The organism is Klebsiella sp. RHBSTW-00215, from assembly GCF_014103785.1.
GTDB lineage: Bacteria > Pseudomonadota > Gammaproteobacteria > Enterobacterales > Enterobacteriaceae > Klebsiella.
The window spans coordinates 1,034,594-1,056,665 of the sequence record NZ_JABXQS010000001.1 but is presented as its reverse complement, the minus strand read 5'-3'; the positions used below and the strand labels follow the sequence as shown (position 1 = coordinate 1,056,665).

Genomic DNA, 22,072 nt, shown 5'->3' with positions numbered 1-22,072 from the left:
GGGCTACAAGTGCGTGCAGTTTGGTAGCCCGGACAAGGCGCGTCAAGCGCCGCCTCCGGGAAATGGGCCGGCGCTGTTCCCAAAAGCTATCTCTCAGGGCCAGCGCTTGATCACCAGCGAGGTGTTGATGCCACCAAAAGCAAAGTTGTTGCTTTGCAGGAACTCGCAATCAATCTTGCGGGCTTCACCCATGATGTAATCCAGTGCGCCGCAGTTAGCATCCGGACGGTTTAAATTGAGCGTCGGGGCAAACCAGCTTTCGCGCATCATTTGCAAACTCATCCAGGCTTCCAGCGCCCCGCAGGCACCCAGCGTATGACCAAAATAACTTTTCAGTGACGAGATCGGCACGTTGTTGCCATAAATCGCCGCCGTTGCCAGACTTTCTGCAATATCACCGCGGTCGGTAGCCGTGCCATGAGCCGAAATATAGCCGATATCCCGCGCGTTTAAGCCCGCCATTTTCAGCGACTGCTCCATGCAAATCTGCATCGTCTCGCGCTGTGGCTGGGTGATATGCGCCGCATCGCAGTTGGTAGCAAAACCGATAATCTCACCGTAAATCGTCGCGCCGCGCGCATTGGCGTGCTCAAGCTCTTCCAGAATCAACGTGCCTGCGCCTTCGCCTATTACCAGCCCGTCGCGATGTTCATCAAACGGCGAAGGTGTGGTTTTCGGTTCGTCGTTACGCTGGCTGGTGGCGAACAACGTATCAAACACCGCCGCTTCCGACGGACACAACTCTTCCGCGCCGCCGGCGACCATCACCGTTTGGTAGCCGTGACGAATCGCTTCCCATGCGTAGCCAATCGCCTGACTGCCAGAGGTGCAGGCGCTGGAGGTGGGGATCACTCGCCCGCGCAGGCCGAAGAATAACCCGGTGTTGACGGCGGTGGTGTGCGGCATCATCTGCACGTAAGTGGTGCCGGTAATATTATTGGTGTGCTTTTCGGTCAACATGGTCGCGAACTCGCTCACCGGACCGGTGCTGCCGGTTGACGAGCCGTAGGCGATGCCGGTTTCACCGTTGGTCAGCACCGCATCGCCAATTAGCCCGGCCTGCTCCAGCGCCAGTTCGGTCGCGCGGGTGGACATCAGCGACACGCGACCCATAGAGCGAATACGCTTGCGGGTATAGTGCTCCGGTGGGGTGAAATCATCGACTGGCGCGCCCAGCAGCGTGTGCAGCCCGTCATAAACCTGCCACTCCGGCATTTTGCGCACTGCGTTTTCATAGGCCTGCAGCCGGGCGGAAACGGCCTGCCAGCTTTCGCCAAAGGCGGTAACGCCGCCCATCCCTGTGATCACGACGCGACGTGTCATAACATCCCTCCATTGATAGAAATCACCTGACGGGTGACGTAACCCGCGATATCCGACATTAAATAGCTGGCAAGCCCGGCCACTTCATCGGCCTGGCCCATCCGTTTCATCGGGATGATCGACATGGCTTCTTTCAGCGCGGCCTCTTCCATTTCGATCATCCCGGTATCAATCAGCCCCGGCGCGATGCAGTTGACGGTAATTTTGCGTTTTGCCAGCTCAATCGCCAGCGCTTTGGTGGCTCCGATGATACCCGCCTTGGCGGCGCTGTAGTTGACCTGGCCGCGATTGCCCATCACCCCGGAAACCGACGATAAGGTAATGATGCGCCCACCCTGACGAGCGCTGATCATCGGCATCATGCACGGCTGGATAACGTTATAGAAGCTGTCGAGGTTGGTGTGGATCACCGCATCCCAGTCGTTATCGCTGAGCGCCGGGAAGGCGGCATCGCGGGTAATGCCGGCATTGCTGACGATGCCGTACCAGGCACCGTGCGCGTCGTTATCTTGCTCCAGCACTTCTCGACACTGATCGCGGTTGGCGACGTCAAAGGCCAGCAGACGCCCCGTACCTCCAGCAGCGAGGATTGCATCCAACGTCTCCTGGGCACCTTGTGCATCGCGATGATAGTGAACGCCGACCACAAAGCCGTCCGCCGCCAGCTGGCGGGCGATGGCGCGACCAATGCCCTTGCTGGCGCCGGTAACCAAAACTGAACGACTCATGCGGACGCTCCTTGTTGAAATAGGGTGTTAAGTTCTTCCGCTGTCGGCTGGAAGGTGTTGACGCGACCGCTTGCCAGCATCTCTTCACCGGCCTGAATGGCGCATTCAAAGCTGCCAAAACGTGCATCTTGCATCAGTAGCGTGACGCTAATATCCAGCGTCAGGCCACCTGGCAATATTCCCGCCGCACAGACTAATTCACGTGCCCCGAGCACCATGCCCAGCGAGATACTGGCCTGACCCGCCTGATGACGGTGCCAGCCGGACCACACGCCAACGGTCTGTGCCATCAGCTCCAGGGCGAACCAGCCGGGCAGATTGCCCTCGGCATCGAGAAACGGAGCCAGTACGCCGTTGGGCGATACCGTGACGCGGCAGGTAGCGGAGTCGTCCGTCACGCTAACCACTTCTTCAAGCAGCAGCATCGGCGCATCGTGAGGCAGATAGTCTCCGGGCGCTAAATAGTGGCTCATGGCATTCTCCCGAGCAGGATACTGGCGTTATTGCCGCCAAAGGCAAACGAGTTTGACAGGATGACCGGGCGCGGTAGCGGTTGCTGGCGCTCGATAATCCCGCAGGCAGGCAGCGTTTCATCGCGCGGCGACTGGCGGAAATCCTGCGGCGGCAGCGGCAGGTCGCGCTGCAAAATCAGCATACTGATGGCGGCTTCGGTAATACCTGCCGCGCCCAGCGTGTGTCCGGTCAGGTGCTTGGTGGAACTGCACGGAACGCGCTCGCCAAACAGCTCGCTTACCACGTTGGACTCAATTTTGTCGTTCAGCGGCGTGGCGGTACCGTGCAGATTGATATAGCCCACCTGCTCCGGCGTTAGCCCCGCGTCGTTCAGCGCCTGACGAATGGCGCGAATCGCCCCTTCGCCTTGCGGATGCGGAGCCGAAATATGGTACGCGTCGCTGGATTCGCCGACGCCCAGCAGCGCAATCGGCTGCGGTTCGCGGGTCAGCAGCATCAGCGCCGCGCCTTCACCGATAGTAATCCCGCAGCGGTCGCGACCGAACGGCTGGCATAACGTTGGCGAGAGTGATTCCAGGCTGTGGAAACCGTTGATTGGCATCCGGCTGAGCGTGTCCGCCCCGCCGACAATCGCCACGTCCGCCAGCCCTGACTCAATCAGGCGGCGTCCGCTCATGATCGCGCGGGCGCTGGATGAGCAGGCGGTAGAGAGCGTAAATGCCGGGCCGTCCAATGCCAGCCAGTGGCTGAGAAAGCGCGACGGGTCGCCCAGCTCTTGCTGCGGGTACTGCCAGGCGCTGCTCGCTTTGCCGTTGAGCGTGAGATCAACATGCACGTCGCCTTCGTCCAGCCCGGAGGTGCTGGTGCCGAGCACCACGGCAACGCGGTCGCGACCAAACTGCGCAATGGCGTCATCTACCTGCGGCTGGATTTGCGCCAGTGCCGCCAGCAGCAACTGATTATTGCGCGAACGGTGGGCGCTAAACTCATCGGGAATCGTAGGCAGTTCACCGTCGACGCCGGCTAAAACTGCGTGCGGATGGCCCTGAAGCCAGCCGGTGCGCGGGCGCATACCGGGAGCCACGCCGCGCTTCAGGTTGGCGGCGATTTCATCGGCGTTGTTGCCCAGCGCGTTAATCATGCCAACCGCAGAAATGTAGATCATCTCAGTCACCCAGGTATTGAATGGTGATGTGGTATTTAAACACGTGCTGTTCGATGCTGATGGGCTCGCGCTTGCCTTTGCGGTTCAGGTAGGTGATTTCGGTGACCAGCTTGCCGCGGGCGTTGCGTAGCTCGCGCTTGTCGCCGATATCGGTTAGCGTCCAGCCCTTCGGCAGCTGTGGCTGCCAGGCGCTAATCGGCCAGTGGCTGAGCATCACGTCGGCCAGCACCTGGCTAGCTGGCGGCAGCTGCGGCACCACGATTGATTGTTCGGCATGCAGTCCTTTTTCATCGTAAGTGACGAGGAACAGGCGGATACCGACAGAGGAGAGGCCTGCCAGGGTGAGTTTTTTATCATCGGCGTTAAGCATCACCAGCAGCGACTGGGTTTTGCCGTTAAAACTGCCGGTGAGGAGCTGCTGGGAACTGACCGCCGGAGAGATCCCCGGCGCGGGTAGCGTCACGCGTGCGCCCGGCTCCAGCCACGCCTGTGGTCGGCCTTCTTGTTCGGGCTGTGAGTGGCTGCAACCGGCCAGCATCAGCGTGGCGACCAGCGCAGCGGTGCGCCAGAATGTCTGTTTAATCATCTTCTTTTTTTCTCTTTTTTCCCTGGCATCGCCAGCGGTGACAGCAGGAAGGCGGTGAAAATGCCGCTGACCAGCACAATGCCAAAGCTACTGATCGCCTGAGTGGCGCTAAAGACCAGCATCCCCAGCGTGAGCAAGGTGGTTAGCATGGCCAGCGTAATCGCTAACAATGAGGTCAACGGCGTGCCGCGCGGATTGCTGAAAAACAGCGTGTAGTTAATGCCGATGCCGAGCACCAGCACCAGCGCCAGCAGCGAGAACAGATTGACTGCATGGCCGCTGAGCGCCAGCACCGCCAGACCGCAGCCCAGCGATAATACCGATGGCACGAGACTGATTAGCCCTTTGCGCCAGCCAAGCCGCACCATCGCGCCGCAGGCAATCACTGCCAGCGCCACCAATAGCAGGCCGGTCAGAATATGGCGATACAGCGCGAACAGTTCGTCAAAGCTGCTTTTACGATCCACCCACGCGACGCCGGAGTATTTCGTGCTGAGGGTGCTTAATGCAGCACTGTTTTTCATCCCTTCAACCGGTACCAGCACGCCGCTTTCGCCATCGGCCAGCGTTATCCACAGCAGCCGCCAGCCTTCGCTGGCCGGGCTGGCAAGCCAGGCATCGACCGTTACCGGCATAGCGTTAAGATCGGGATTTACCGTCGCCAGCCCGGCGTTGTTCAGGGCTTTGATGACGGCTGGTGCTGCGTTTTTCAGCAGGCTGAGATCCAGCTGCTGTCGAGCGAGTGAATTCAGCGCAATAGTGCGATAGCCGCCAAGCCATCCCTCTTTTTTCGCCTGCTCCAGCGCGGGGGTAAACAGTTCCAGCCGCTCCAGCGTTTGCTGTGCAGACTTGCCGTACACCACAAACCACTTCTGATCGACGCTCTGCCCGGTCAGCGCGGTAATCGCTTTTTCCTGTGCCAGAATATCCTGCGGCAGTGCTTGAAGCTGCGAGATATCATCATCCACGCGCAGCGTCGCTATTCCCGCCAGTGAGAAGAGAGCCAGCGCTACCGGCAGGCCGACGGAAAGCTTTTTATTGCGTCGCCAGGCCGCAAGCCAGCGTAGCATCAGCACCATCGCCGGAACCGGGCGCACCGGCAGCCCACGACACAGCCACGGATGCCAGAAAATCACCGTCAGGCAGGAAGCGCTCAGGCCCACCGCCGCGAATACCGCCATCTGACGAATGCCGGGGAAGGGGGCGAGCATCATAATCAGATACGCCGCCACGGTGGTAAGCAGCGCCAGCAGCAGGGCATTGCGCACTTTGCTGAGGCTTTGCCACGGTGAGGTTTCTGCGCCGTGCACCATCCGCTCGGTCAGATAGTAGAGCGTGTAGTCGGCGGAGATCCCGATGATGCTCATGCTCATCACCAGCGTCATCAGGTGCAGCTCGCCAAAAATCAGCAACGTGACGACGGTGCCCGCCAGCGCGCCAATGCCGATCGAAATCAGGCACAGCAGCAGCGGGCGCAGGGAACGGAACACCGCCACAATCAGCAAAATCACCCCAAACAGGGTGGCAACGCCGAGGGTCGAAACATCTCGCTTCGCCTGCTGGCTGGCGTAATCGCTGTAGAACATGGTCCCGCGAGACAACAGCTGCGCCTGCGGATATTGCGCCTTGAGCTCACCTTCCAGCGTATTGAGCGTGGTGACTAGCTGGTGCGTCTGCTGCATATCAAACGACGAACCGGCCAGCTCGCCGTGCAGCAGGTACCAGTAGTTACCCTGTTCATCCTGGGCCACCAGCCAGCCGTCCATCAGCCGCAGGCGCTGGCCGTTTTTGGCCATTGCCAACTGCGAGCCGCGCATCAGCATCAGCGGGTCGTTTTGCAGCTCTTTACCGCTCACGCCAGAGAAGGCTGAGTAGAGTTGGGAAAGAATCCACTGCGCCTGCGCCTCGCCGCCGTTTTGCAGGCGTGCTCGGGTGTCGCTATCGATCAGGCCGTTGCGGTGCTGCCAGAAGAAGGTGCCCCAGGCCTGCTGGCTGTCGGCGTCCATCGGGCCTTTGACCTCAGCCAGCGCCTGCGATTTCTGTAATAGCGATAACCAGCTGCGGGCAACCTGCGGGTCGGCTTTTTTCCCGGGGCTTACCAGCCAGACCAGCTGCCGGTCAAGGCGCTGCATAAAGCCGTCGTTGAGGCTCGGTGGGATCGCGCCGAGCGCCTGTTTTGGCAGCATCGCCAGGACGCTGCTGTTAAGCCGCGCCTGAGGCAACAGCGTCAGCAACACGCCCAGCAGGATCAGGCAGGCGATTCCCCAGAACAGCGCGGGACGTTTACTGGGCAGCAAAGCGTTGGCGTTCGTCATCGGTCAGCTGTGCAGGCGTCAGTTGGTGTTGGGAAAGGGCGATATCGGTACGATCGCCCTGCTTATCGTTCAGTTGAATGCTCTCCAGATAGATTTTTCCGGCTAAATCGATGGTCGCGAAAATCTTATCCAGCGGCGTGGTGATCGGCGTCAGGCGCAGCGTCCAGCGGCCTTCGCCTTTGTCAGCAAACTCCACGCGGAAGTTCTCTTCCAGCACTTTACGATCCGCCTGGAACAGCGCGCGCAGCAGATGGTTGAACTGGAACATTTGTGGGTTGTTCTCGGCGGTGATGGTTTGCGGCGGCTGGCCGTTGATCACCTGTACCATCCGTTTGTCATCCAGTAGCAGCTGCATCGGGAACGGGGCGGTTTGATCCCACAGTAAACCCTGTTCGCGAGCGATCAGCATTTTGCCCTGGGATCGCAGCGGCTGCGGCAGATCCTTGATGGTGCGGGTTTGATCGAAGTGAGCGCGAACCACCGGCTGTTCGGTAAAGCGCTGTTGTAGATCATCAAGCGTCAGGGCGCTGACGAAAGGGCTGATGAGCAGCGCCAGCAGTGGTAAGTATCTCATGGTGTGACCCCCATACGTTCGAACAGGATAGCCGGGCTGACGAAGCACAGTTCGCGGCTTTTTTCTTCCACCGCCACCTGGATGGTGTAGCCGGTAGTCGCGCGCTTGCCGGTTTCGGCATCGAAAATTTCGTAACCAATGCGCAGACGGTTTTCGAACTCCTCAAGGCGGGCGCGTACGCGAATGCGCTGCTCAAAGGTCAGAGGGTTGCGGTACTTGACGCGGGTATCGACCACTGGCCACAGATAGCCCGATTCTTTCATCTGCCGATAGCCATAATCGAACTGATTCAGCAGCGCCTCGCGGGCAATTTCGAAATAGCGGAAATAGTTTCCGTGCCACGCCACGCCCATCATATCGACGTCGTGGAACGGAATGGTCAGCTCGACTTCAGCCGTAAAACGGGGATCGTTAAGCACCCTTACTCCTTGTCTTTGGTATCCGGCAGCTGCCAGAAATCGAAAAAGTTAAACCAGTCGAGCGGTGACTGTAGCGCGTAGTGTTCCAGACGTTCGGCGTAGCGATCGATGGCTTGCTGTAATGCGTTTTGCCGGTCGGCGCGCGGCAACAGTAGCGGGTCGGCGAAAGGCTCGCAGTGAATACGCAGTTTCCCCTGTTGGCGCAGGGCGAAAATCAGATCCACCGGGCAGCGTAAAATAGAGGCGAGAATAAAGGGTCCCTGCGGGAAGGGGGCCGCTTGCCCCATAAAGTGGCTCCAGCAGACGCGCCATTCGCCGCCGCGTTGCGGGTTGACTGCAATGCGATCGCCGACGATGGCAATCCACTCGCCGCGATCCAGCTTCTCTTTAAGCAGGATCGCGGTATCCGGGCCAATATCGGTTACCGGCAGCAGATTCAGCCCGGCCTGCGGGGCCATTTCTTGCATGATTTGCTTAAAGCGCTGGGCATTGTCGCTAAACACCAGCGCGTTGATGGTTTTGCTGCCCTGTAATTGCGCCAGCGCGCGACAGGCTTCAACATCGCCCAGATGCGAGGCCAGCAGCAGCTTGCCGCGTGGAGAGCTAACGTTGAGCGTCTCTTCAGCGCCTGGAGCAAAGACCACATCGCGGCCTAACCGCAGTTCGCCACGCCAGCTGGCAATTTTATCGAGCATCGCATCGCCAAAACGCAGGAAGTGCTGATAGCTGGTGAGCGATGGCGGCAGCGGCATCTGGCGAGCGGTTAGCTGTTCACGCACGCGAGCAATCCAGCGTTGGGAGGCTTTGCGGGCGGTGGTTGCCGTCAGCCAGTAAACGCCGACCACCGGGTAGAGCAGCAGGGAGAATGCTTTGCGCCCGAGTAATCGCCACACCAGTAGCATCAGGCGCATCCCCCATAATCCCTTTACTTCCTGCTGGCGCGCCCAGTGTGGCGATGCGCGGCGAAAAAGCAGCGACGGGATGCGCGGCAACATGCCAAAAAACAGGCGCGTGTGCATCCGTGAAATGCGCAGGTTGTCTTTGAGGGCATCGAAATGCGATAGCCCGTCCAGCGGATAGGTGACGCGGGTGGGGACAAAATAGCTGGTGTTACCTTGCCAGTAGAGGCGCACCATTACTTCGGTATCAAAATCCATTCGCTTGCCGAGCGTCACGCGCTGCGCCAGCTGTAGCGTCGGTGCTACCGGATAAACCCGAAAGCCGCACATGCTGTCTTTGAGCTGGAGCGAGAGCGTTTCAATCCACACCCAGACGTGAGTCACCCAGCGTCCGTACAGGCGCGAGCGGGGTATGGAATCGTCATAAATGGGTTGCCCGGAAATCAACGCAGTTGGATGAAGCTCTGCCAGCGCAAGCAGTTCAGGAATATCTTCAATGGCATGCTGGCCGTCGGCATCAACCTGCACCGCATGGCTGAATCCGGCCTCTGCCGCCGCCTGCATGCCGCAGATCGTCGCCGCACCTTTGCCTGAGTTAATCGGCAGGCGAATTAGGGTCAGATTTTTATCTTCTGCCGCCAGGCGGGCCAGTTCATCCCGCGTGGCGTCGTCGCTGCCGTCGTCCACCACAATGCAGGGCAGGCCGAACGGCTGAAGCCGCGCCAGCACGCTTGCCATCATTGCGCCGTGGTTGTAGCAGGGGATCAGTACGCAGGGCTGGAAGGCTATTGGCATAACCGGATTTTCCCGCTGCTGGTGGTGTGGCGCGCATCGCCATCATGGCGCTGATAGCTGAAGCTCAGCATCTGCCGCTCTTCTTGCCAGTTCAGGGTCAGCGTGACGGTGGTTTCCGGCAGCAGCGGGGCCTGAAATTTCACGTTCTGAATGCTGTGAAAACGCCAGCCGGGGGCGAGCAGCGTGGTGGCGTAATGCATTACCCAGTCCATCTGCGCGACGCCGGGCAGCAGCGGCTGCACGGCAAAATGTCCACGAAACCAGAACAGAGAAGGGTCGAGATGCAAAACGATTTCAACCTGATGAGGTTGTGCCTGATGGCGCTCAATTTCATGGGGTTTCATGAAATAACTCCTGTAATTGCGCATAGACACGCTTGTTCATACTGTTGACCGGGATTTCATCAACCACCCGCCAGTAACGAGGAATAGCAACCGGCTCAAGCAACGCGCGCAGCGCTTTACGCCATGCTAATTCCTGGCTTTTACTCCAGCGCTCGCGGGCGTTGTCGTCCAGCACCAGCAATGCGCCAACGCCCTGACGGCTGCCGCGAGTCACTGGCAATACCGCCGCTTCAAGGATGCCGTCCAGCGCCAGCAGGCGCTGCTCCACTTCACCAAGTGAAATACGTTTCTCTTCAATTTTAACTATCCGGCCCCGACGCCCCGTCAGGCGAAACTGGCCGCTTTCTTCAAAATGCAGGGCATCGTCGAGTAACAGGCCGTTATCATCAGCAATCAGCGGAGAAAACACGCGAAATACGTCATTTTCAGCATGAAATCTGACGCCGGGAAAGGGCAACCATGCCGCGTCGTCTTGCTGGCGATGGCGCCAGGCGATAACGCCGGTTTCGGTACTGCCATAAATTTCGTCCGGCCAGACTTGCAGCCAACCGGCGGCCTGTGCGGCATCTTGCCAGGGCAGCATGCCGCCTGCGGACAAAATCAGTTCGACCGGTGGAGGCGTCAGCTGGTTGTCGAGGCGTTTGAGAAACGCCGGGCTGCTGATAAACGCATAGCGATGTTCATGGCTCAGGGCGGCCAGCTGTTCGGCGTACCAGGTCATGGCGGCATGCAGCGGCAAACCCAGCGTCATAGGCAGGAAGATACGAAACGTCAGGCCGTACAGATGCTGAGGGACCACCGAGGCCACGACCCGACAGCCTGCAAGACGGTCGGCAAAACGTGAGGCGAGCAGTGCTGCTTCGCGGTCAAGGCGACTAATGGGCTTGATGACCCGCTTCGGCTGGCCGGTAGAGCCTGAAGTAAAGAGTTCAACGAAGGCGTCCTCGCGGATCGCGGGTAAAGAGATTTCGTGCGTTGCGGTTGCCATGGTAGAGCTGACAATCAGCTGCGCTCCCTGCCAGTCCAGCGGCTTATCGCTCAAGACGCCGTCAAACAGCGCGCGCTGCTCGTTTAATAACGACACGCGGCAGTGACCGGGGATCACCGGTGTTTTGCCCGCATGCAGCGTCGCCAGCAGCGCCACGATAAACAGATAGCTGTTCTCAAAGCATAGCGCCCAGCGTTCAGCTTCCTGCTGATGAAGGTGCGTTATCAATTGGTCAACATCATGGCGTAGATGGTCGAGTGTCCAGGTGCAGTCTTCTTGCCACGCAATGGGCATCTCGGCTGGACGTTGGGCGCTGAGCCACTCTGAGAGTGGGAGGGGCTGCTTCATTGGATATCTCGTTTAATCACCCGGCGGCGGACTAACCACTCGCCCGCCATCAGCGTTCCCATCAACAGATAGGAGAGCATCCCGTTCCAGGCCGTCCACAGGGACATATCACCGCGTAACGCGGTAAACAGCGCAATGCCGCCGTTGATGATGAAAAAGGCGCACCAGATTTGCGTCACGCGGCGGGTATAGCGCACGCCAGTATCCGCAAGAGCGGGCTCGCGCAGTCGCGCCAGACGTTCGACGATGGGCATGGATGACCATAGCGAACCGCCAAACACCGCCAGCATGACGGCGTTGACCACCACCGGGTAGAACAGCAGCAGCTGGTGCGTTTTAAGCAGATAGCTGGCAATGCACAGCGTTATGCCCGCTATCGCTACCACCTGGGTGACAATGCGCAACGGTCCCGCCTGTCGCCGGGTCTGGCGAAAGCGTAAAAAAAGCAGCAGCGCCATCAGAGGCAGCAGCCAGTGCAGGCTGTTATGCGCCAGCCCAAACCAAATCAAAAATGGCCAGGCCAGAAGCAGTAAGCCCGTCAGCAGTGGGACCACCGGTAGCGAGCGAACGCCTGACATGACGAATCAGGCTTCTTTGAGCAGGCGTTCTACCGCGTCGACAACATCCTGCACGGTACGCACGGCTTTGAACTCTTCCGGCTTGATTTTCTTACCGGTTTTCTTTTGCAGATGCACGATCATGTCAACAGCATCAATGCTGTCCAGCTCCAGATCGTCGTACAGGCGCGCCTCGGGCTTAATATCCTGTGGGTCGATTTCAAACAGCTTAACCAACAGCGTGGAGACTTCTTCGTAAATGGCTTTTTGATCGGTCATAACGGACTCTCCTCAGGCACGTTGCGCGTGAATGAAAGATGCCAGCGTGGCGACGGAAAAGAAGTGCTGCCGCATCTCTTCGCTCTCAGCCGACAGCACCACGCCATACTGGTTTTTCACTGCCAGACCGAGCTCCAGAGCATCGATTGAGTCCAGACCCAGACCATCGCCAAACAGCGCTGCTTCAGTGTCGATATCGTCAGCGGACAGCTCGTCCAGGTTCAGTGTGTTGATAATCAAATTTTTAATTTCAAGATAGAGCGCTTGCATCATTAATTCCTGTGCCAGGCGTAGTACCTGATTGTAATTGAAGCAAAAGATGCCGGTTCAACTGCCTTGCCGCCAGCGCCGGTTCTTGTACATTTGCGTCGTAAAATTGGTCGATTTGCACCCGCTCGCCAACCGTAATGGTAAAGCGCGGTTTGGTTTGCGGTGCGTCATACCACTTGCTCTGTTTGCCCAGCATGTGCTCGCTGCAGCGGATAACCACCACGCGTAAATCGCTGCTACAGCGCACGGCGATATTAGCCGCGCCGCGTTGTAGCGTCATTTTTTCGCCGGGAAGCGTGCGCGTTCCCTCGGGAAAAATCAAAATAGTATCGCCTTGCTGTAAACGCTGACGACTGGCGGGCAGCAGGGCATCGGCTTGATCGTTAACCAGATAATCCGCGGCACGAATTACGCCGCTGAGGAAGGGATTTTTCAGCAGCGCGCTTTTCACCAGACAGTCGGTTTCGGGCATGACGGACGCCAGCATGACGTAATCGATAAGACTGGGGTGGTTGGCGACGACCAGGCAACCGTGCTCCTGGCGTAAAATATCGCCCCCTTCAATGCGGTAATCGAGTACGCCGACGGATTTTACTACGGTTAAAAAGAGCCGGAAACTTGCCGAAATGCTGCGCCGCGCGAGGCGACGGCGGCGGGCCTTGTTGCGGACCGTCACCAGCAGCAGGTTGAACCAGACAAGAGAGAGCAGCAGCCCGCCAATCCCGAACAGCGCGAAACAAAGGCCGGTCATCGCCGCTCGCCAGAGACGGTTTAGCTGTGACAAGACGCCGTTCATGCGCGGCTCCATAGCCACTGAACGCGCTCGCCGGGGAGCGTAAAGGCGTCGGCGTGTTGTAAATAGTGGCGTAAAAACAGCAGGCTTTGCGGCAGGGCAGTCTCTTCGCTGGACACGCTTTGGCGCTGAGTCTGACACTGCCATTCGCTGCCTGCTTCAATCACCCATGCCGTCGCATAGGGCCAGGTTGGCATATCAGATGGCAGCTGTGGGTGATAAAACTCGGGCAGGAAGCCATCGAAGTCGACCATTAGTACGCGCTGATATCCCGCCTGTAACAGCCCCATCACTTCATATAAGCCCTGCTGGAAGGTATCTCGTCCGGCAGAAAGCGATGATGAGACTATCGGTTTTTTTGCCGCAATCGTCAGATTACCCACGGCGGAGTTATGCACCGATAAGGCGAAATCGGTTGGCGAGAGCGCCTGCTCTGTCGCCAGAGCGTGGAGGATTCGGTAATTGCGCTCCAGCTCGCCGTGGCGGCTGGTGTACAGCACCGCGTCGATATGATGACGGCGCAGCATCGCCAGTCCGCATTCTACGGCCAGCTTGCTACCGGAACTGAGTCGGCGGGCGGTCATCATCGGCAGCTCGCTAAGCCTGGCTGGGGAGGCCGCTGGATCGATGGCGTGCAAATGCCGTGACCACTGAAGCCACTGTTCGCTGCCATTGACCCCAGGTGCCATGGCTTGCCAATCAACTATGTTTAATGAAAATGTCATCCACTCGCGTCCGCGATCGATCAATGATTCTGCTGGCGTTAATTTGAACGCCAAAACAGCGCTTAGCGCTGCTTTATTATTTTATTTTCTGGCATATCAATAAGGTATGCCCGACGCCTAAATTATCGTGGCGTTGTTCTATCTCGAATCCTGCCATTTCAAGATAGCGGTAAAACTTCTCTACGCTGTAGAAACGGCTATTCCCGTTGGCCATACAGGTAAAATAGAGCGAAGACGCATTCAGGCTAAATGAGGCCGCTTCAAATTTCTGCGCGTCCCAGAACAGTTCCAGAATGCATAACCTTGCGCCTGGCTTCATCACGCGCGCCACATTACTGAGCATGGTGACAATTTGTTCTGGCGAAAAGCAGTCAAGAAATTGGCTCATCCACCAGATATCAGCCTCTCCCGGCAGGCGCTCGTCGCTCAGCATATCCACGGCATGAAAATCAATACGATGAGACAGACCCGCATTTTCTATATTTTCGCGAGCCAGCGCAATTTGTTGTGGCAAGTCTAATAACGTTACCGCGATATTTTCATCATACTGGCAGCAGCGCAGCGCCCATTTTCCGGTATTTCCGCCTACATCGTACAGGGTTGCAGGCTGACTGGCGAATACATACGGCAGCGCGGCGTTGAAAGCGCCGTCAGAATAGTAATGATCGAATGCGAACCAGCTTTTACGCGCCGCCTGTGGGAGCTGCGATAATGCAGGATAAATGGTTGGCCAGTCGCCAAAAACTTTTAACCCAGAAGGCTTTCCTTCCTGCAGCGCATTTTCTAAAAAGAACAATCCCTGATAGCAAACGTCCTGAGTGAAATCCATATTTACTCGGGTCATTGCATCATGAAGTAAGAAATGTCCTACTTTAGCGAGATAATATTGCCCCTCTTTATGGGTAAGGATGCGTCCGCTTAATCCCATATCCAGCAATACGCTGACGGCATATTCATTGACGTCGCAATCCGTGCAAATAGCTTCAAGCGTTGCGCCGAGTTTTCCTTGCTTATCGAGATAATCCAGGATGCCTGAATTGCGCAGGCATAATGCGGTTTGAAAGAGCATGGGGGCAAAAGCAATACGTTGCGCTTCGGTAATGGCATCCAGTGCGCTGAGAGAGTCCTTTTTGTACACGTTCGGCACAACCTTTTACAGTGTCAGTAGAGGGAGCGGGCCATTACTGGCCCGCATGTACTTCAGGGACAGAATTACAGAGCCGAATCTGCGGCCAGGTTAATCTGAATGTCTTTATCGAGGTTGTGTACCCAGCGGTTATAGTTTCTATGAATTTTCCCGCCGGAAGCCATCAGGTTGAGGCTGCTATCGTAGTTGATGGAATAGCGGGTGGCAGAGTAGGTGATTTTTATTTCGGCAACATGGTCACGTGATTGCTGGCGGGCCTTGATGACCCCAGGACCTGCTTCTGACATAATCCATTCGCGTTGTGCGCCCGCTTTGATAATTGCTTTTTTGACCTGGGCTTCGGTATGACCTGCGCTTATAGTGGTCTGAATTTGCTCAATAGGCGCGGTACGTGCGCAGCCAGTCAAAGCACCGATAACCGCAATCGCGGCAGCCCAGCGAATAACCTTCTTCATGAATACTCCCTATCAATCTATTGGTCGAAAAATATTTTATACACCACTTGAATATATCGATATATGGATGCAATAAAGTCATCTGTATTATTCTGTTTGATTGATGCATTTATCTGTTTTTAACGAGTGTATCAGCCAAATATTCTAATGTTATTAGATTATTAGTGCCGCATTAACACCAGTTGCAAATATAAATGCAAGGGGGAAAGTATAAAAAAATTAACGTTTTCTATCAATAAATATAATCATTGAGGGATGATTTACTACTTTTTCTGGTGGCGTTTTTGGGATGGGTAGCAGGCGAATTATTAAGGGTGTCTGGTGTTTTAATATGGGGCTCTTAATGGACGCTGTTGGGGTTACTGTATTCCAATACGAAATACGGTAACCCGTTGTTGCTGTAAAAAGTGGCTAGCCGGGCAACCGGCTTTTGGGTCGCCCTGGCCCGAGCAAGAGGGCTAATTTGCTGCCGCCTTTAGTAGTCTCCATCCATATTTTGCATACGCTGGTTAACGGCACCGAAAGTAGCATACCCACCGGGCCAAGCAGCCACCCCCAAATCAGTAATGAGAGGAAAACCACCAGCGTAGACATGCCCAGTCGATGCCCCATCATGCGCGGTTCCAGAATATTGCCGATGATCATATGAACAACTAAAAAGAGTGCGCCAACCAGCAGGCATTCATAAAAACCGTTAAACAGCAGCGCCTGAATCATTGGCGGAACGGCGGAAATCACCGAACCAATATTGGGCACATAGTTCAACAGAAAAGCCAGGACTCCCCACATCAATGCAAACTGAATTCCCATTAACAGCAGCCCTAACCAGACGATAACCCCGGTCCACAGACTGAGCAGCGTTTTCAGCGCCAGATAATGTGAGACCCCTTTCAACGCCCGATGGAGACCGGCGATATGAATTTGCGGATTATTAAGCGCAAAGCGCAGCTTGTAGGGGACATGGCGCACTTCAAACAGCATGAAGACAACGGTCATAACCAGCAGGATGACGCTGGCCATAGCGCCCGACAGCCCGGTCATTAGCGCCGTCGTCAGGGTGACCAGCTTATCGGAATCGATGCGCTGTAGCATACGCTCCGGGGACATATGGGTATGCCAGAATGGCAGCATCTCCTGCAGGTGCATGACTTTTGCCGTCAGCTCCTTGTTGTACTTCGGCAGCATCGCGACGAATTCGTTAACCGAAGCGGCAAGCACGCCAATAAGCGCGGTGAGAACAATCAGCATTACTGCTACCACGAGAGTGATGGCTACGGGACGCCGGACGCCGCGACGGATAAACCAGGTCACCAGGGGATTGAGGACAATGGCGAAGAAAAGCGCCAACAATAGCTGTACGATGATATCTGCCGCCGCATGAATACCCGCGAGGATAATAACCAGTGATGCCAGCTTAAGCAGGATATGCATGCCCGTTTTATCGGGCTGGGGGGTTGTCATTAACGGTTCCTTTCTTATGATTTTCATTAAGTGTAGCGGTTGGTTTGCTGCCGATATTCCTAATCTGGCTGCTGATTTAAAGCGTGCAGCATGGTAAAAATGAAACACTGTTGTAAAAAAATGGTGGAACCCATGCCTGAAGCCGCTGCCGAACCGGCACTCAATGGACTGCGTCTCAATCTGCGGATTGTCTCGGTGGTTATCTTTAACTTTGCCAGCTACATGACGATTGGGCTGCCGCTGGCGGTGTTACCGGGTTATGTTCATGACGTGATGGGGTTCAGCGCGTTCTGGGCGGGTCTGGTGATTAGCCTCCAGTATTTCGCCACGCTGCTGAGCCGCCCTCATGCCGGGCGCTACGCCGACCTGCTTGGGCCGAAAAAAATCGTCGTTTTTGGCCTGTGCGGCTGCTTTCTGAGCGGGCTGTGCTATCTGCTGGCGGCGTTTAGCGGCGGCTGGCCGATGGTGAGCTTGCTCCTGCTGTGCCTTGGGCGCGTTATTCTTGGTATCGGACAAAGCTTTGCAGGCACAGGTTCGACGCTATGGGGCGTCGGTGTTGTCGGTTCGCTGCATATCGGCAGAGTGATTTCGTGGAACGGTATCGTGACCTACGGCGCAATGGCGATGGGCGCACCGCTCGGCGTGCTTTGTTATTCCCTAATCGGCCTGCACGGTCTGGCGTTCACCATTATGGCGGTGGCGCTGGTGGCGGTACTGTGCGCACTGCCGCGTGCAGCGGTGAAAGCGGGTAAGGGCAAAGCGATGTCGTTTCGCGCGGTGCTGGGACGGGTCTGGCTCTACGGGATGGCCCTGGCCCTGGCTTCGGCCGGTTTTGGCGTTATCGCCACCTTTATCACCCTGTTTTATGACGCCAAAGGTTGGGATGGCGCGGCCTTCGCGTTAACGCTGTTTAGCTGTGCGTTTGTCGGCACCCGCTTGCTGTTTCCCAATGGGATTAATCGTCTTGGCGGGCTGAACGTGGCGATGATCTGCTTTGTGGTTGAGATTATTGGGCTGCTGCTGGTGGGACTGGCGGAGACGACGCTGATGGCGAAAATCGGTACTTTCCTGGCCGGGGCAGGTTTCTCATTGGTGTTCCCGGCGCTTGGCGTGGTGGCAGTGAAGGCCGTGCCGCAGCAGAATCAGGGATCGGCGCTGGCAACCTATACGGTGTTTATGGATCTCTCATTGGGGATCACCGGTCCGCTTGCCGGATTATTGATGGCGTGGGCGGGGATTTCTTCGATTTATCTGGCGGCGGCGGGGCTGGTGGCGGTAGCGTTGCTGTTGGGGTGGCGGTTAAAAAAACGGCCCCCGGTCGGTGAACCGGAGGCCGTAGCGTCAGGCCAGTAGTTACTGAATGACTAGAGTGTTGATGATGTTTTCTGCTTCAGTCTGCGCTTGCTGCTGGTTATCCGCCGGTAGCGTGACCTGCAGGGTCAGCAGTTTGTCGTCAACTTTTCCGAGGAGCACAGAAGACCATGCGGTCTGGCCCTTCGCGGAGATAATGCTGTCGAGCTGCTGCAGCGTGTGACCCTTAATCTCAACGGATTTATTGGTTACGACCTGCAGCTGCGGATCGCGACTGCGCTGCTGCTCTTCCAGACGCTGCGCCATTACGGCCAAATCTTCATTGGTGCTGTCGCCAACAATCACAATCACCGCTTTCTGGCCGGTGGCATCAGAGTAGACGTGCATATTGTTGGCCTGGGTGCCCAGCTTGCCGCTCTGATCGGTCATACCTGCCGGTAGAGAGAAGCTTAGTTTGCCATCCAGCAGACTAATAGGTTGCCCGCTGGCGTTACTTTCCGCTGCAGCCCCGGCAGTCGGCGTTTTTGTGTCGCTGTTATCACAGGCCGCAAGCCCCATAACCAGCAGGCCAATACCGACATATTTAACCAAATTGCGCATTGACATCTTCCTTTCGATAAACGGCCATTAACGGCTCATCCGCGTATCTTATCACATCACTCTGTGAGTACTCTTAACCTGGCTGCAATGCCGATAAATCGGATTTATCTGCCAGCTTTTTCATTAGCATATTCAACAGCATGCCGTACATCGGCAGGAAGAAAACGATGCTAATCAGCACTTTGAAGCAATAATCGACGATGGCGATTTCTCCCCAGTGCGCCGCCATAAACGGGTCCGGGCTGCGCCAGAAGGCGATAAAGAAGAAGGCCAGGGTATCGCTGACGTTACCGAAGAGGGTCGATGCGGTCGGCGCCAGCCACCAGCGACGGTTTTGACGCAGGCGGTTAAAGACGTGGACATCGAGGATTTGCCCCAGCGCGTAGGCCATAAAGCTGGCGGCGGCGATACGAGCGACAAACAGGTTAAAGCTGGCTAAGGCGGCAAAACCCTGCCATTCACCCATATAGAACAGCGCAGAAACCCCGTAGGAGATCACCAGCGCCGGGATCATGACCGCGAGGATAATGCGTCGCGCCAGCGGAGCGCCGAAAATCCGCACCGTAAGATCGGTGGCAAGGAAAATAAACGGAAAGCTGAACGCGCCCCAGGTGGTATGAAAACCAAAGATGGAGATCGGTAGCTGCACCAGATAGTTACTGGAAGTGATGACCAGCAGATGGAAAAGCGATAGCCAGATCAGCGCTTTTTTACGCTGTACGGTAGTAAACGGACTCATATTGTGACCTTTTTAGTGGTTGGGGTGAGGGAACCCAATAAAAACGGCTGCATGATACTGCGTTGGGTGCGTAATGCAATGGTTGTTTTTCGCGCAAACGTTAACCTGGCTTGCGTACTGATGAACTGGGGGTAAACTAGGGGCGTTTTGTTGATATGAGATGAAAATGAGCGAACTTTTCTCCAGCCCTGACCATACTCTTGATGCGCAGGGGCTTCGTTGCCCGGAACCGGTGATGATGGTGCGTAAGACCGTGCGTACGATGCCGGTGGGCGAGACGCTGCTGATTGTCGCCGACGATCCGGCAACCACTCGCGATATCCCCGGTTTTTGCCGCTTTATGGAACACGAGCTGCTGGCGCAGGAAACCGAGGCGCTGCCGTACCGTTATCTGATTCGTAAAAGCCACTGATCTGCTTCTGGTTTCCCCGGAGGCGGTGCTGCGCACCTGTCCAGGCTACAAAAACCAGCCTGTAGCCCGGGCAAGGCGCTCTGCGCCGCCCCCGGGGTGGATACTACTTCTTACGCAACAACCGCAACGCGTTGGCGGTGACCAGCACCGTCGCCCCGGTATCCGCTAGCACCGCCAGCCACAGGCCGGTCAGACCGAGTAACGTGGTGACGAGGAAGATCCCCTTCAGACCCAGCGCGATGGCGATGTTCTGCCGAATATTGGCGTGGGTGGCGCGGGCCAGCGAAATCATCTGCGCCAGCCCGGTTAAGCGATTATGGGTTAACGCTGCGTCTGCGGTCTCCAGGGCGACGTCGGTGCCGCTACCCATAGCGATACCTATAGTCGCGGCTTTCATTGCCGGGGCATCGTTGATACCGTCGCCGACCATTGCCAGCGGCGCGTCCGCGTTGAGCTCCATGACCGCCTGCACTTTATCCGCAGGCAGCAGCCCGGCGCGAAATTCCAGCCCCAGCTCGCTGGCGATAGCCGCCGCCGCGCGCGGGTTATCACCGGTAAGGATCACCCCCTGAACGCCCAGTTGATGTAGCTCATCGACCGCCTGGCGAGCATCGTCGCGCAACGTATCGCGCAGTGCCAGAATCCCCAGCAGTACCTCATCGCGCATCACCAGCACCACCGTTTGTCCGGCGCTTTCCAGTTGCTGAATACGTTCCTCATACTGCGGGTCGCTATTTTTGCTGGCGGCGCAAATTAGCACCCGACGGCCTTCTACTTCCGCCTCAATGCCGGAACCAGCCAGCGCGCGCTGGGCGTGGGCTAGCGGAATGGCGAGCTGGCGCTGTTCTGCTTCCCGCACCACTGCTTGGGCTAATGGGTGGCTGGAGCCTTGTTCCACGGCGGCGGCCAGCGCCAGCAGATCGTTTTCAACGATTTCGGCGGTTGCGATAACGGCGGTGACCCGTGGCTGGCCGATGGTCAGGGTACCGGTTTTATCAAACGCGACCTGGCGCACGCGTCCTAACTGCTCCAGCGCCGCGCCGCCTTTAATCAACGCGCCGCGACGTGCCGCTACTGCCAGCCCGGAGGTAATCGCTGCCGGGGTGGAAATCACCAGCGCGCACGGGCAGCCAATCAGCAGCAACGTTAAGCCTTTGTAGATCCACGGCATCCATTCACTCGCAAACAGCAGCGGTGGCATGATGGCGACCAGCAGAGCGACGACCATAATCGCCGGGGTATAGATGCGGCTAAAGCGATCGATAAAACGCTCAATTGGCGCCCGGCGCTCTTCCGCTTCTTCAATCAGCTTCAGGATGCGATCGATAGCGCTGTCGCCCGGCTCTGAGATAACCGTTAACTGGACCAGACGATCGACGCTGGTTGCGCCCGCCGCCACCCGTTCACCAGCATTACGTTCTACCGGTACGGACTCACCGGTCAAAGCGCTCTCCTCAAAGCTGGCGAAAGGAGACAACAGCTGACCATCAGCAGGCAGGCGGCCCCCGGCGGCGACTTCAATCACGTCGCCAGGGCGCAGGTCGCGCTGGGCAACCGTTTCGCGCACGCCGTCGCGAATGCGAATTGCGGTGTCGGGTTTCAGCGCCATCAATGCGCTAACCCCCTGACGCGCGCGGCTGGCGGCCCAGCCCTCAAGACGTTCGCCAATTAAGAACAGCAGCAGCACCATCGCTGCTTCGGCGGTCGCACCGATAAACAGCGCACCAATGGCCGCGACGCTCATCAGGGTTTCAATGGCGAACCAGCTTCCGCTTTTAATCAGGCGAAGCGCCTGACGGGCGACGGGCCACAGGCCGACGAGGGTGGTGGCGATGAACGCCAGTTCGCCAAAGGGATGGTTGAACTGCTCCAGCCCCCAGCTCAGTACCATCATCACGACCAGCGTGATAAGCGCCAGATTCTCGCGCAGCCACGAGGTTTTTTCCTCTTGCTGTGGCGCGTTTTCATCACGCAGTTTGTAACCTGCGGCGCGCACTGCGCTTTCGACCTGCGGGCGAATATCGGCATCAGCATTGACCAGCAGTTTTTCAGTAGCGAACAGCACCTGAACCTGGCTGACGCCTGGCACCTGGCGAACCGCAGTTTCCACCTTGCGGGCGCAGGCCGCGCAGTCCATTCCCTCGACGATCCAGCTATAGCGCGCGTTATTCAGCACTTCATTTTCGACGATGGTTTCATTGGTACAAGCGTGGTCCGTGCAGCAGCTTTCAGGCGGCTGGGCAGCGGGCGCGAATTTTAATGAAGAGAATTGTGGGACTTTTTTATCCTGCGATTCTGGAGTCAACATAGGACCCTCCGGGTAATGATAATTTTCTCATTACCCGAATGATACACTTTGGAGTCG

General features: G+C 57.2%; 24 protein-coding genes. 2 read left to right on the top strand and 22 right to left on the bottom strand.

What is annotated here, in order from left to right:
- Positions 1-93 precede the first annotated feature (93 nt).
- The 19 genes from HV127_RS05185 to HV127_RS05095 all read right to left on the bottom strand — a co-directional run bounded on the left by HV127_RS05185 (position 94) and on the right by HV127_RS05095 (position 16,645).
- A complete protein-coding gene (locus HV127_RS05185; RefSeq protein WP_182235188.1) occupies positions 94-1,323 on the bottom strand; it encodes a beta-ketoacyl-ACP synthase in 1,230 nt (409 codons plus the stop codon).
- Positions 1,320-2,051, bottom strand: coding sequence for a 3-ketoacyl-ACP reductase FabG2 (locus HV127_RS05180; RefSeq protein ID WP_182235187.1), 732 nt, complete (start codon positions 2,049-2,051; stop codon positions 1,320-1,322). Before HV127_RS05180 ends, HV127_RS05185 begins: the two co-directional genes overlap by 4 nt.
- A complete protein-coding gene (locus HV127_RS05175) occupies positions 2,048-2,524 on the bottom strand; it encodes a 3-hydroxy-fatty acyl-ACP dehydratase (RefSeq protein ID WP_182235186.1) in 477 nt (158 codons plus the stop codon). Before HV127_RS05175 ends, HV127_RS05180 begins: the two co-directional genes overlap by 4 nt.
- A complete protein-coding gene (locus HV127_RS05170; RefSeq protein ID WP_182235185.1) occupies positions 2,521-3,690 on the bottom strand; it encodes a beta-ketoacyl-[acyl-carrier-protein] synthase family protein in 1,170 nt (389 codons plus the stop codon). The genes HV127_RS05175 and HV127_RS05170 overlap by 4 nt, the downstream gene beginning before the upstream one ends.
- A 1-nt stretch (position 3,691) precedes the next feature.
- Entirely contained in the window at positions 3,692-4,276 is a 585-nt protein-coding gene (locus HV127_RS05165; protein ID WP_182235184.1) for a DUF3261 domain-containing protein, read from the bottom strand.
- Positions 4,273-6,591, bottom strand: a complete 2,319-nt coding sequence (locus HV127_RS05160) for an MMPL family transporter (RefSeq protein ID WP_182235183.1) — start codon at positions 6,589-6,591, stop codon at positions 4,273-4,275. Before HV127_RS05160 ends, HV127_RS05165 begins: the two co-directional genes overlap by 4 nt.
- On the bottom strand, positions 6,560-7,165 hold the full coding sequence (locus tag HV127_RS05155) for an outer membrane lipoprotein carrier protein LolA (protein WP_112214838.1): 606 nt from the start codon (positions 7,163-7,165) through the stop codon (positions 6,560-6,562). The genes HV127_RS05160 and HV127_RS05155 overlap by 32 nt, the downstream gene beginning before the upstream one ends.
- Complete coding sequence (locus HV127_RS05150) at positions 7,162-7,584, bottom strand: thioesterase family protein (protein WP_182235182.1); 423 nt, start codon at positions 7,582-7,584, stop codon at positions 7,162-7,164. The genes HV127_RS05155 and HV127_RS05150 overlap by 4 nt, the downstream gene beginning before the upstream one ends.
- A gap of 2 nt (positions 7,585-7,586) precedes the next feature.
- Entirely contained in the window at positions 7,587-9,278 is a 1,692-nt protein-coding gene (locus tag HV127_RS05145; protein WP_182235181.1) for a glycosyltransferase, read from the bottom strand.
- Positions 9,269-9,622 carry a hydroxymyristoyl-ACP dehydratase gene (locus tag HV127_RS05140; RefSeq protein ID WP_182235180.1) on the bottom strand — a complete coding sequence of 118 codons (354 nt, stop codon included), beginning with the start codon at positions 9,620-9,622 and terminating at the stop codon, positions 9,269-9,271. The genes HV127_RS05145 and HV127_RS05140 overlap by 10 nt, the downstream gene beginning before the upstream one ends.
- Positions 9,609-10,958 (bottom strand): AMP-binding protein, encoded by a 1,350-nt coding sequence (locus HV127_RS05135; protein WP_182235179.1) that lies wholly within the window; start codon positions 10,956-10,958, stop codon positions 9,609-9,611. The genes HV127_RS05140 and HV127_RS05135 overlap by 14 nt, the downstream gene beginning before the upstream one ends.
- A complete protein-coding gene (locus HV127_RS05130; RefSeq protein ID WP_182235178.1) occupies positions 10,955-11,536 on the bottom strand; it encodes a hypothetical protein in 582 nt (193 codons plus the stop codon). The genes HV127_RS05135 and HV127_RS05130 overlap by 4 nt, the downstream gene beginning before the upstream one ends.
- Before the next feature lie 6 nt (positions 11,537-11,542).
- Positions 11,543-11,794 (bottom strand): acyl carrier protein, encoded by a 252-nt coding sequence (locus tag HV127_RS05125; RefSeq protein WP_110274883.1) that lies wholly within the window; start codon positions 11,792-11,794, stop codon positions 11,543-11,545.
- Between the two features lie 12 nt (positions 11,795-11,806).
- On the bottom strand, positions 11,807-12,064 hold the full coding sequence (locus HV127_RS05120; RefSeq protein WP_024131035.1) for a phosphopantetheine-binding protein: 258 nt from the start codon (positions 12,062-12,064) through the stop codon (positions 11,807-11,809).
- Complete coding sequence (locus tag HV127_RS05115; protein WP_182235177.1) at positions 12,045-12,860, bottom strand: lysophospholipid acyltransferase family protein; 816 nt, start codon at positions 12,858-12,860, stop codon at positions 12,045-12,047. The genes HV127_RS05120 and HV127_RS05115 overlap by 20 nt, the downstream gene beginning before the upstream one ends.
- Positions 12,857-13,582, bottom strand: coding sequence for a beta-ketoacyl synthase chain length factor (locus tag HV127_RS05110; RefSeq protein ID WP_182235176.1), 726 nt, complete (start codon positions 13,580-13,582; stop codon positions 12,857-12,859). The genes HV127_RS05115 and HV127_RS05110 overlap by 4 nt, the downstream gene beginning before the upstream one ends.
- Before the next feature lie 76 nt (positions 13,583-13,658).
- On the bottom strand, positions 13,659-14,720 hold the full coding sequence (locus HV127_RS05105) for a class I SAM-dependent methyltransferase (protein ID WP_181484593.1): 1,062 nt from the start codon (positions 14,718-14,720) through the stop codon (positions 13,659-13,661).
- A gap of 74 nt (positions 14,721-14,794) precedes the next feature.
- On the bottom strand, positions 14,795-15,184 hold the full coding sequence (locus HV127_RS05100) for a hypothetical protein (protein WP_182235175.1): 390 nt from the start codon (positions 15,182-15,184) through the stop codon (positions 14,795-14,797).
- Positions 15,185-15,595: 411 nt separating this feature from the next.
- Positions 15,596-16,645 carry an AI-2E family transporter gene (locus tag HV127_RS05095; RefSeq protein WP_182235174.1) on the bottom strand — a complete coding sequence of 350 codons (1,050 nt, stop codon included), beginning with the start codon at positions 16,643-16,645 and terminating at the stop codon, positions 15,596-15,598.
- Positions 16,646-16,777: 132 nt separating this feature from the next.
- On the opposite strand from HV127_RS05095, the gene HV127_RS05090 reads away from it, so the two are divergent.
- Positions 16,778-17,998, top strand: coding sequence for an MFS transporter (locus HV127_RS05090; protein ID WP_182235173.1), 1,221 nt, complete (start codon positions 16,778-16,780; stop codon positions 17,996-17,998).
- Here the strand turns inward: HV127_RS05090 and HV127_RS05085 are convergent, their stop codons facing one another.
- Both HV127_RS05085 and HV127_RS05080 read right to left on the bottom strand, forming a co-directional pair.
- Positions 17,999-18,556, bottom strand: a complete 558-nt coding sequence (locus HV127_RS05085; RefSeq protein WP_110274889.1) for a DcrB family lipoprotein — start codon at positions 18,554-18,556, stop codon at positions 17,999-18,001.
- 73 nt (positions 18,557-18,629) lie between these two features.
- The gene (locus HV127_RS05080) at positions 18,630-19,295 is read right to left on the bottom strand and encodes a 7-cyano-7-deazaguanine/7-aminomethyl-7-deazaguanine transporter (RefSeq protein ID WP_182235172.1); all 666 of its coding nucleotides are present in this window, start codon (positions 19,293-19,295) and stop codon (positions 18,630-18,632) included.
- A 166-nt stretch (positions 19,296-19,461) separates the two neighbouring features.
- Between HV127_RS05080 and tusA the strand changes: the two genes are divergently transcribed.
- Positions 19,462-19,707 (top strand): sulfurtransferase TusA, encoded by a 246-nt coding sequence (gene tusA / locus HV127_RS05075; RefSeq protein WP_004106582.1) that lies wholly within the window; start codon positions 19,462-19,464, stop codon positions 19,705-19,707.
- A 103-nt stretch (positions 19,708-19,810) separates the two neighbouring features.
- Here tusA and zntA read toward each other — a convergent pair whose 3' ends face one another.
- Entirely contained in the window at positions 19,811-22,015 is a 2,205-nt protein-coding gene (gene zntA / locus HV127_RS05070) for a Zn(II)/Cd(II)/Pb(II) translocating P-type ATPase ZntA (RefSeq protein ID WP_182235171.1), read from the bottom strand.
- Positions 22,016-22,072: the final 57 nt, after the last annotated feature.

Coding starts and splice junctions, on each gene's coding strand:
- HV127_RS05185 (WP_182235188.1), bottom strand. CDS start 1,323: ATGACACGTCGCGTCGTGATCACAGGGATGGGCGGCGTTACCGCCTTT.
- HV127_RS05180 (WP_182235187.1), bottom strand. CDS start 2,051: ATGAGTCGTTCAGTTTTGGTTACCGGCGCCAGCAAGGGCATTGGTCGC.
- HV127_RS05175 (WP_182235186.1), bottom strand. CDS start 2,524: ATGAGCCACTATTTAGCGCCCGGAGACTATCTGCCTCACGATGCGCCG.
- HV127_RS05170 (WP_182235185.1), bottom strand. CDS start 3,690: ATGATCTACATTTCTGCGGTTGGCATGATTAACGCGCTGGGCAACAAC.
- HV127_RS05165 (WP_182235184.1), bottom strand. CDS start 4,276: ATGATTAAACAGACATTCTGGCGCACCGCTGCGCTGGTCGCCACGCTG.
- HV127_RS05160 (WP_182235183.1), bottom strand. CDS start 6,591: ATGACGAACGCCAACGCTTTGCTGCCCAGTAAACGTCCCGCGCTGTTC.
- HV127_RS05155 (WP_112214838.1), bottom strand. CDS start 7,165: ATGAGATACTTACCACTGCTGGCGCTGCTCATCAGCCCTTTCGTCAGC.
- HV127_RS05145 (WP_182235181.1), bottom strand. CDS start 9,278: ATGCCAATAGCCTTCCAGCCCTGCGTACTGATCCCCTGCTACAACCAC.
- HV127_RS05140 (WP_182235180.1), bottom strand. CDS start 9,622: ATGAAACCCCATGAAATTGAGCGCCATCAGGCACAACCTCATCAGGTT.
- HV127_RS05135 (WP_182235179.1), bottom strand. CDS start 10,958: ATGAAGCAGCCCCTCCCACTCTCAGAGTGGCTCAGCGCCCAACGTCCA.
- HV127_RS05130 (WP_182235178.1), bottom strand. CDS start 11,536: ATGTCAGGCGTTCGCTCGCTACCGGTGGTCCCACTGCTGACGGGCTTA.
- HV127_RS05125 (WP_110274883.1), bottom strand. CDS start 11,794: ATGACCGATCAAAAAGCCATTTACGAAGAAGTCTCCACGCTGTTGGTT.
- HV127_RS05120 (WP_024131035.1), bottom strand. CDS start 12,064: ATGCAAGCGCTCTATCTTGAAATTAAAAATTTGATTATCAACACACTG.
- HV127_RS05115 (WP_182235177.1), bottom strand. CDS start 12,860: ATGAACGGCGTCTTGTCACAGCTAAACCGTCTCTGGCGAGCGGCGATG.
- HV127_RS05110 (WP_182235176.1), bottom strand. CDS start 13,582: ATGACATTTTCATTAAACATAGTTGATTGGCAAGCCATGGCACCTGGG.
- HV127_RS05100 (WP_182235175.1), bottom strand. CDS start 15,184: ATGAAGAAGGTTATTCGCTGGGCTGCCGCGATTGCGGTTATCGGTGCT.
- HV127_RS05095 (WP_182235174.1), bottom strand. CDS start 16,645: ATGACAACCCCCCAGCCCGATAAAACGGGCATGCATATCCTGCTTAAG.
- HV127_RS05090 (WP_182235173.1), top strand. CDS start 16,778: ATGCCTGAAGCCGCTGCCGAACCGGCACTCAATGGACTGCGTCTCAAT.
- HV127_RS05085 (WP_110274889.1), bottom strand. CDS start 18,556: ATGCGCAATTTGGTTAAATATGTCGGTATTGGCCTGCTGGTTATGGGG.
- HV127_RS05080 (WP_182235172.1), bottom strand. CDS start 19,295: ATGAGTCCGTTTACTACCGTACAGCGTAAAAAAGCGCTGATCTGGCTA.
- tusA (WP_004106582.1), top strand. CDS start 19,462: ATGAGCGAACTTTTCTCCAGCCCTGACCATACTCTTGATGCGCAGGGG.
- zntA (WP_182235171.1), bottom strand. CDS start 22,015: ATGTTGACTCCAGAATCGCAGGATAAAAAAGTCCCACAATTCTCTTCA.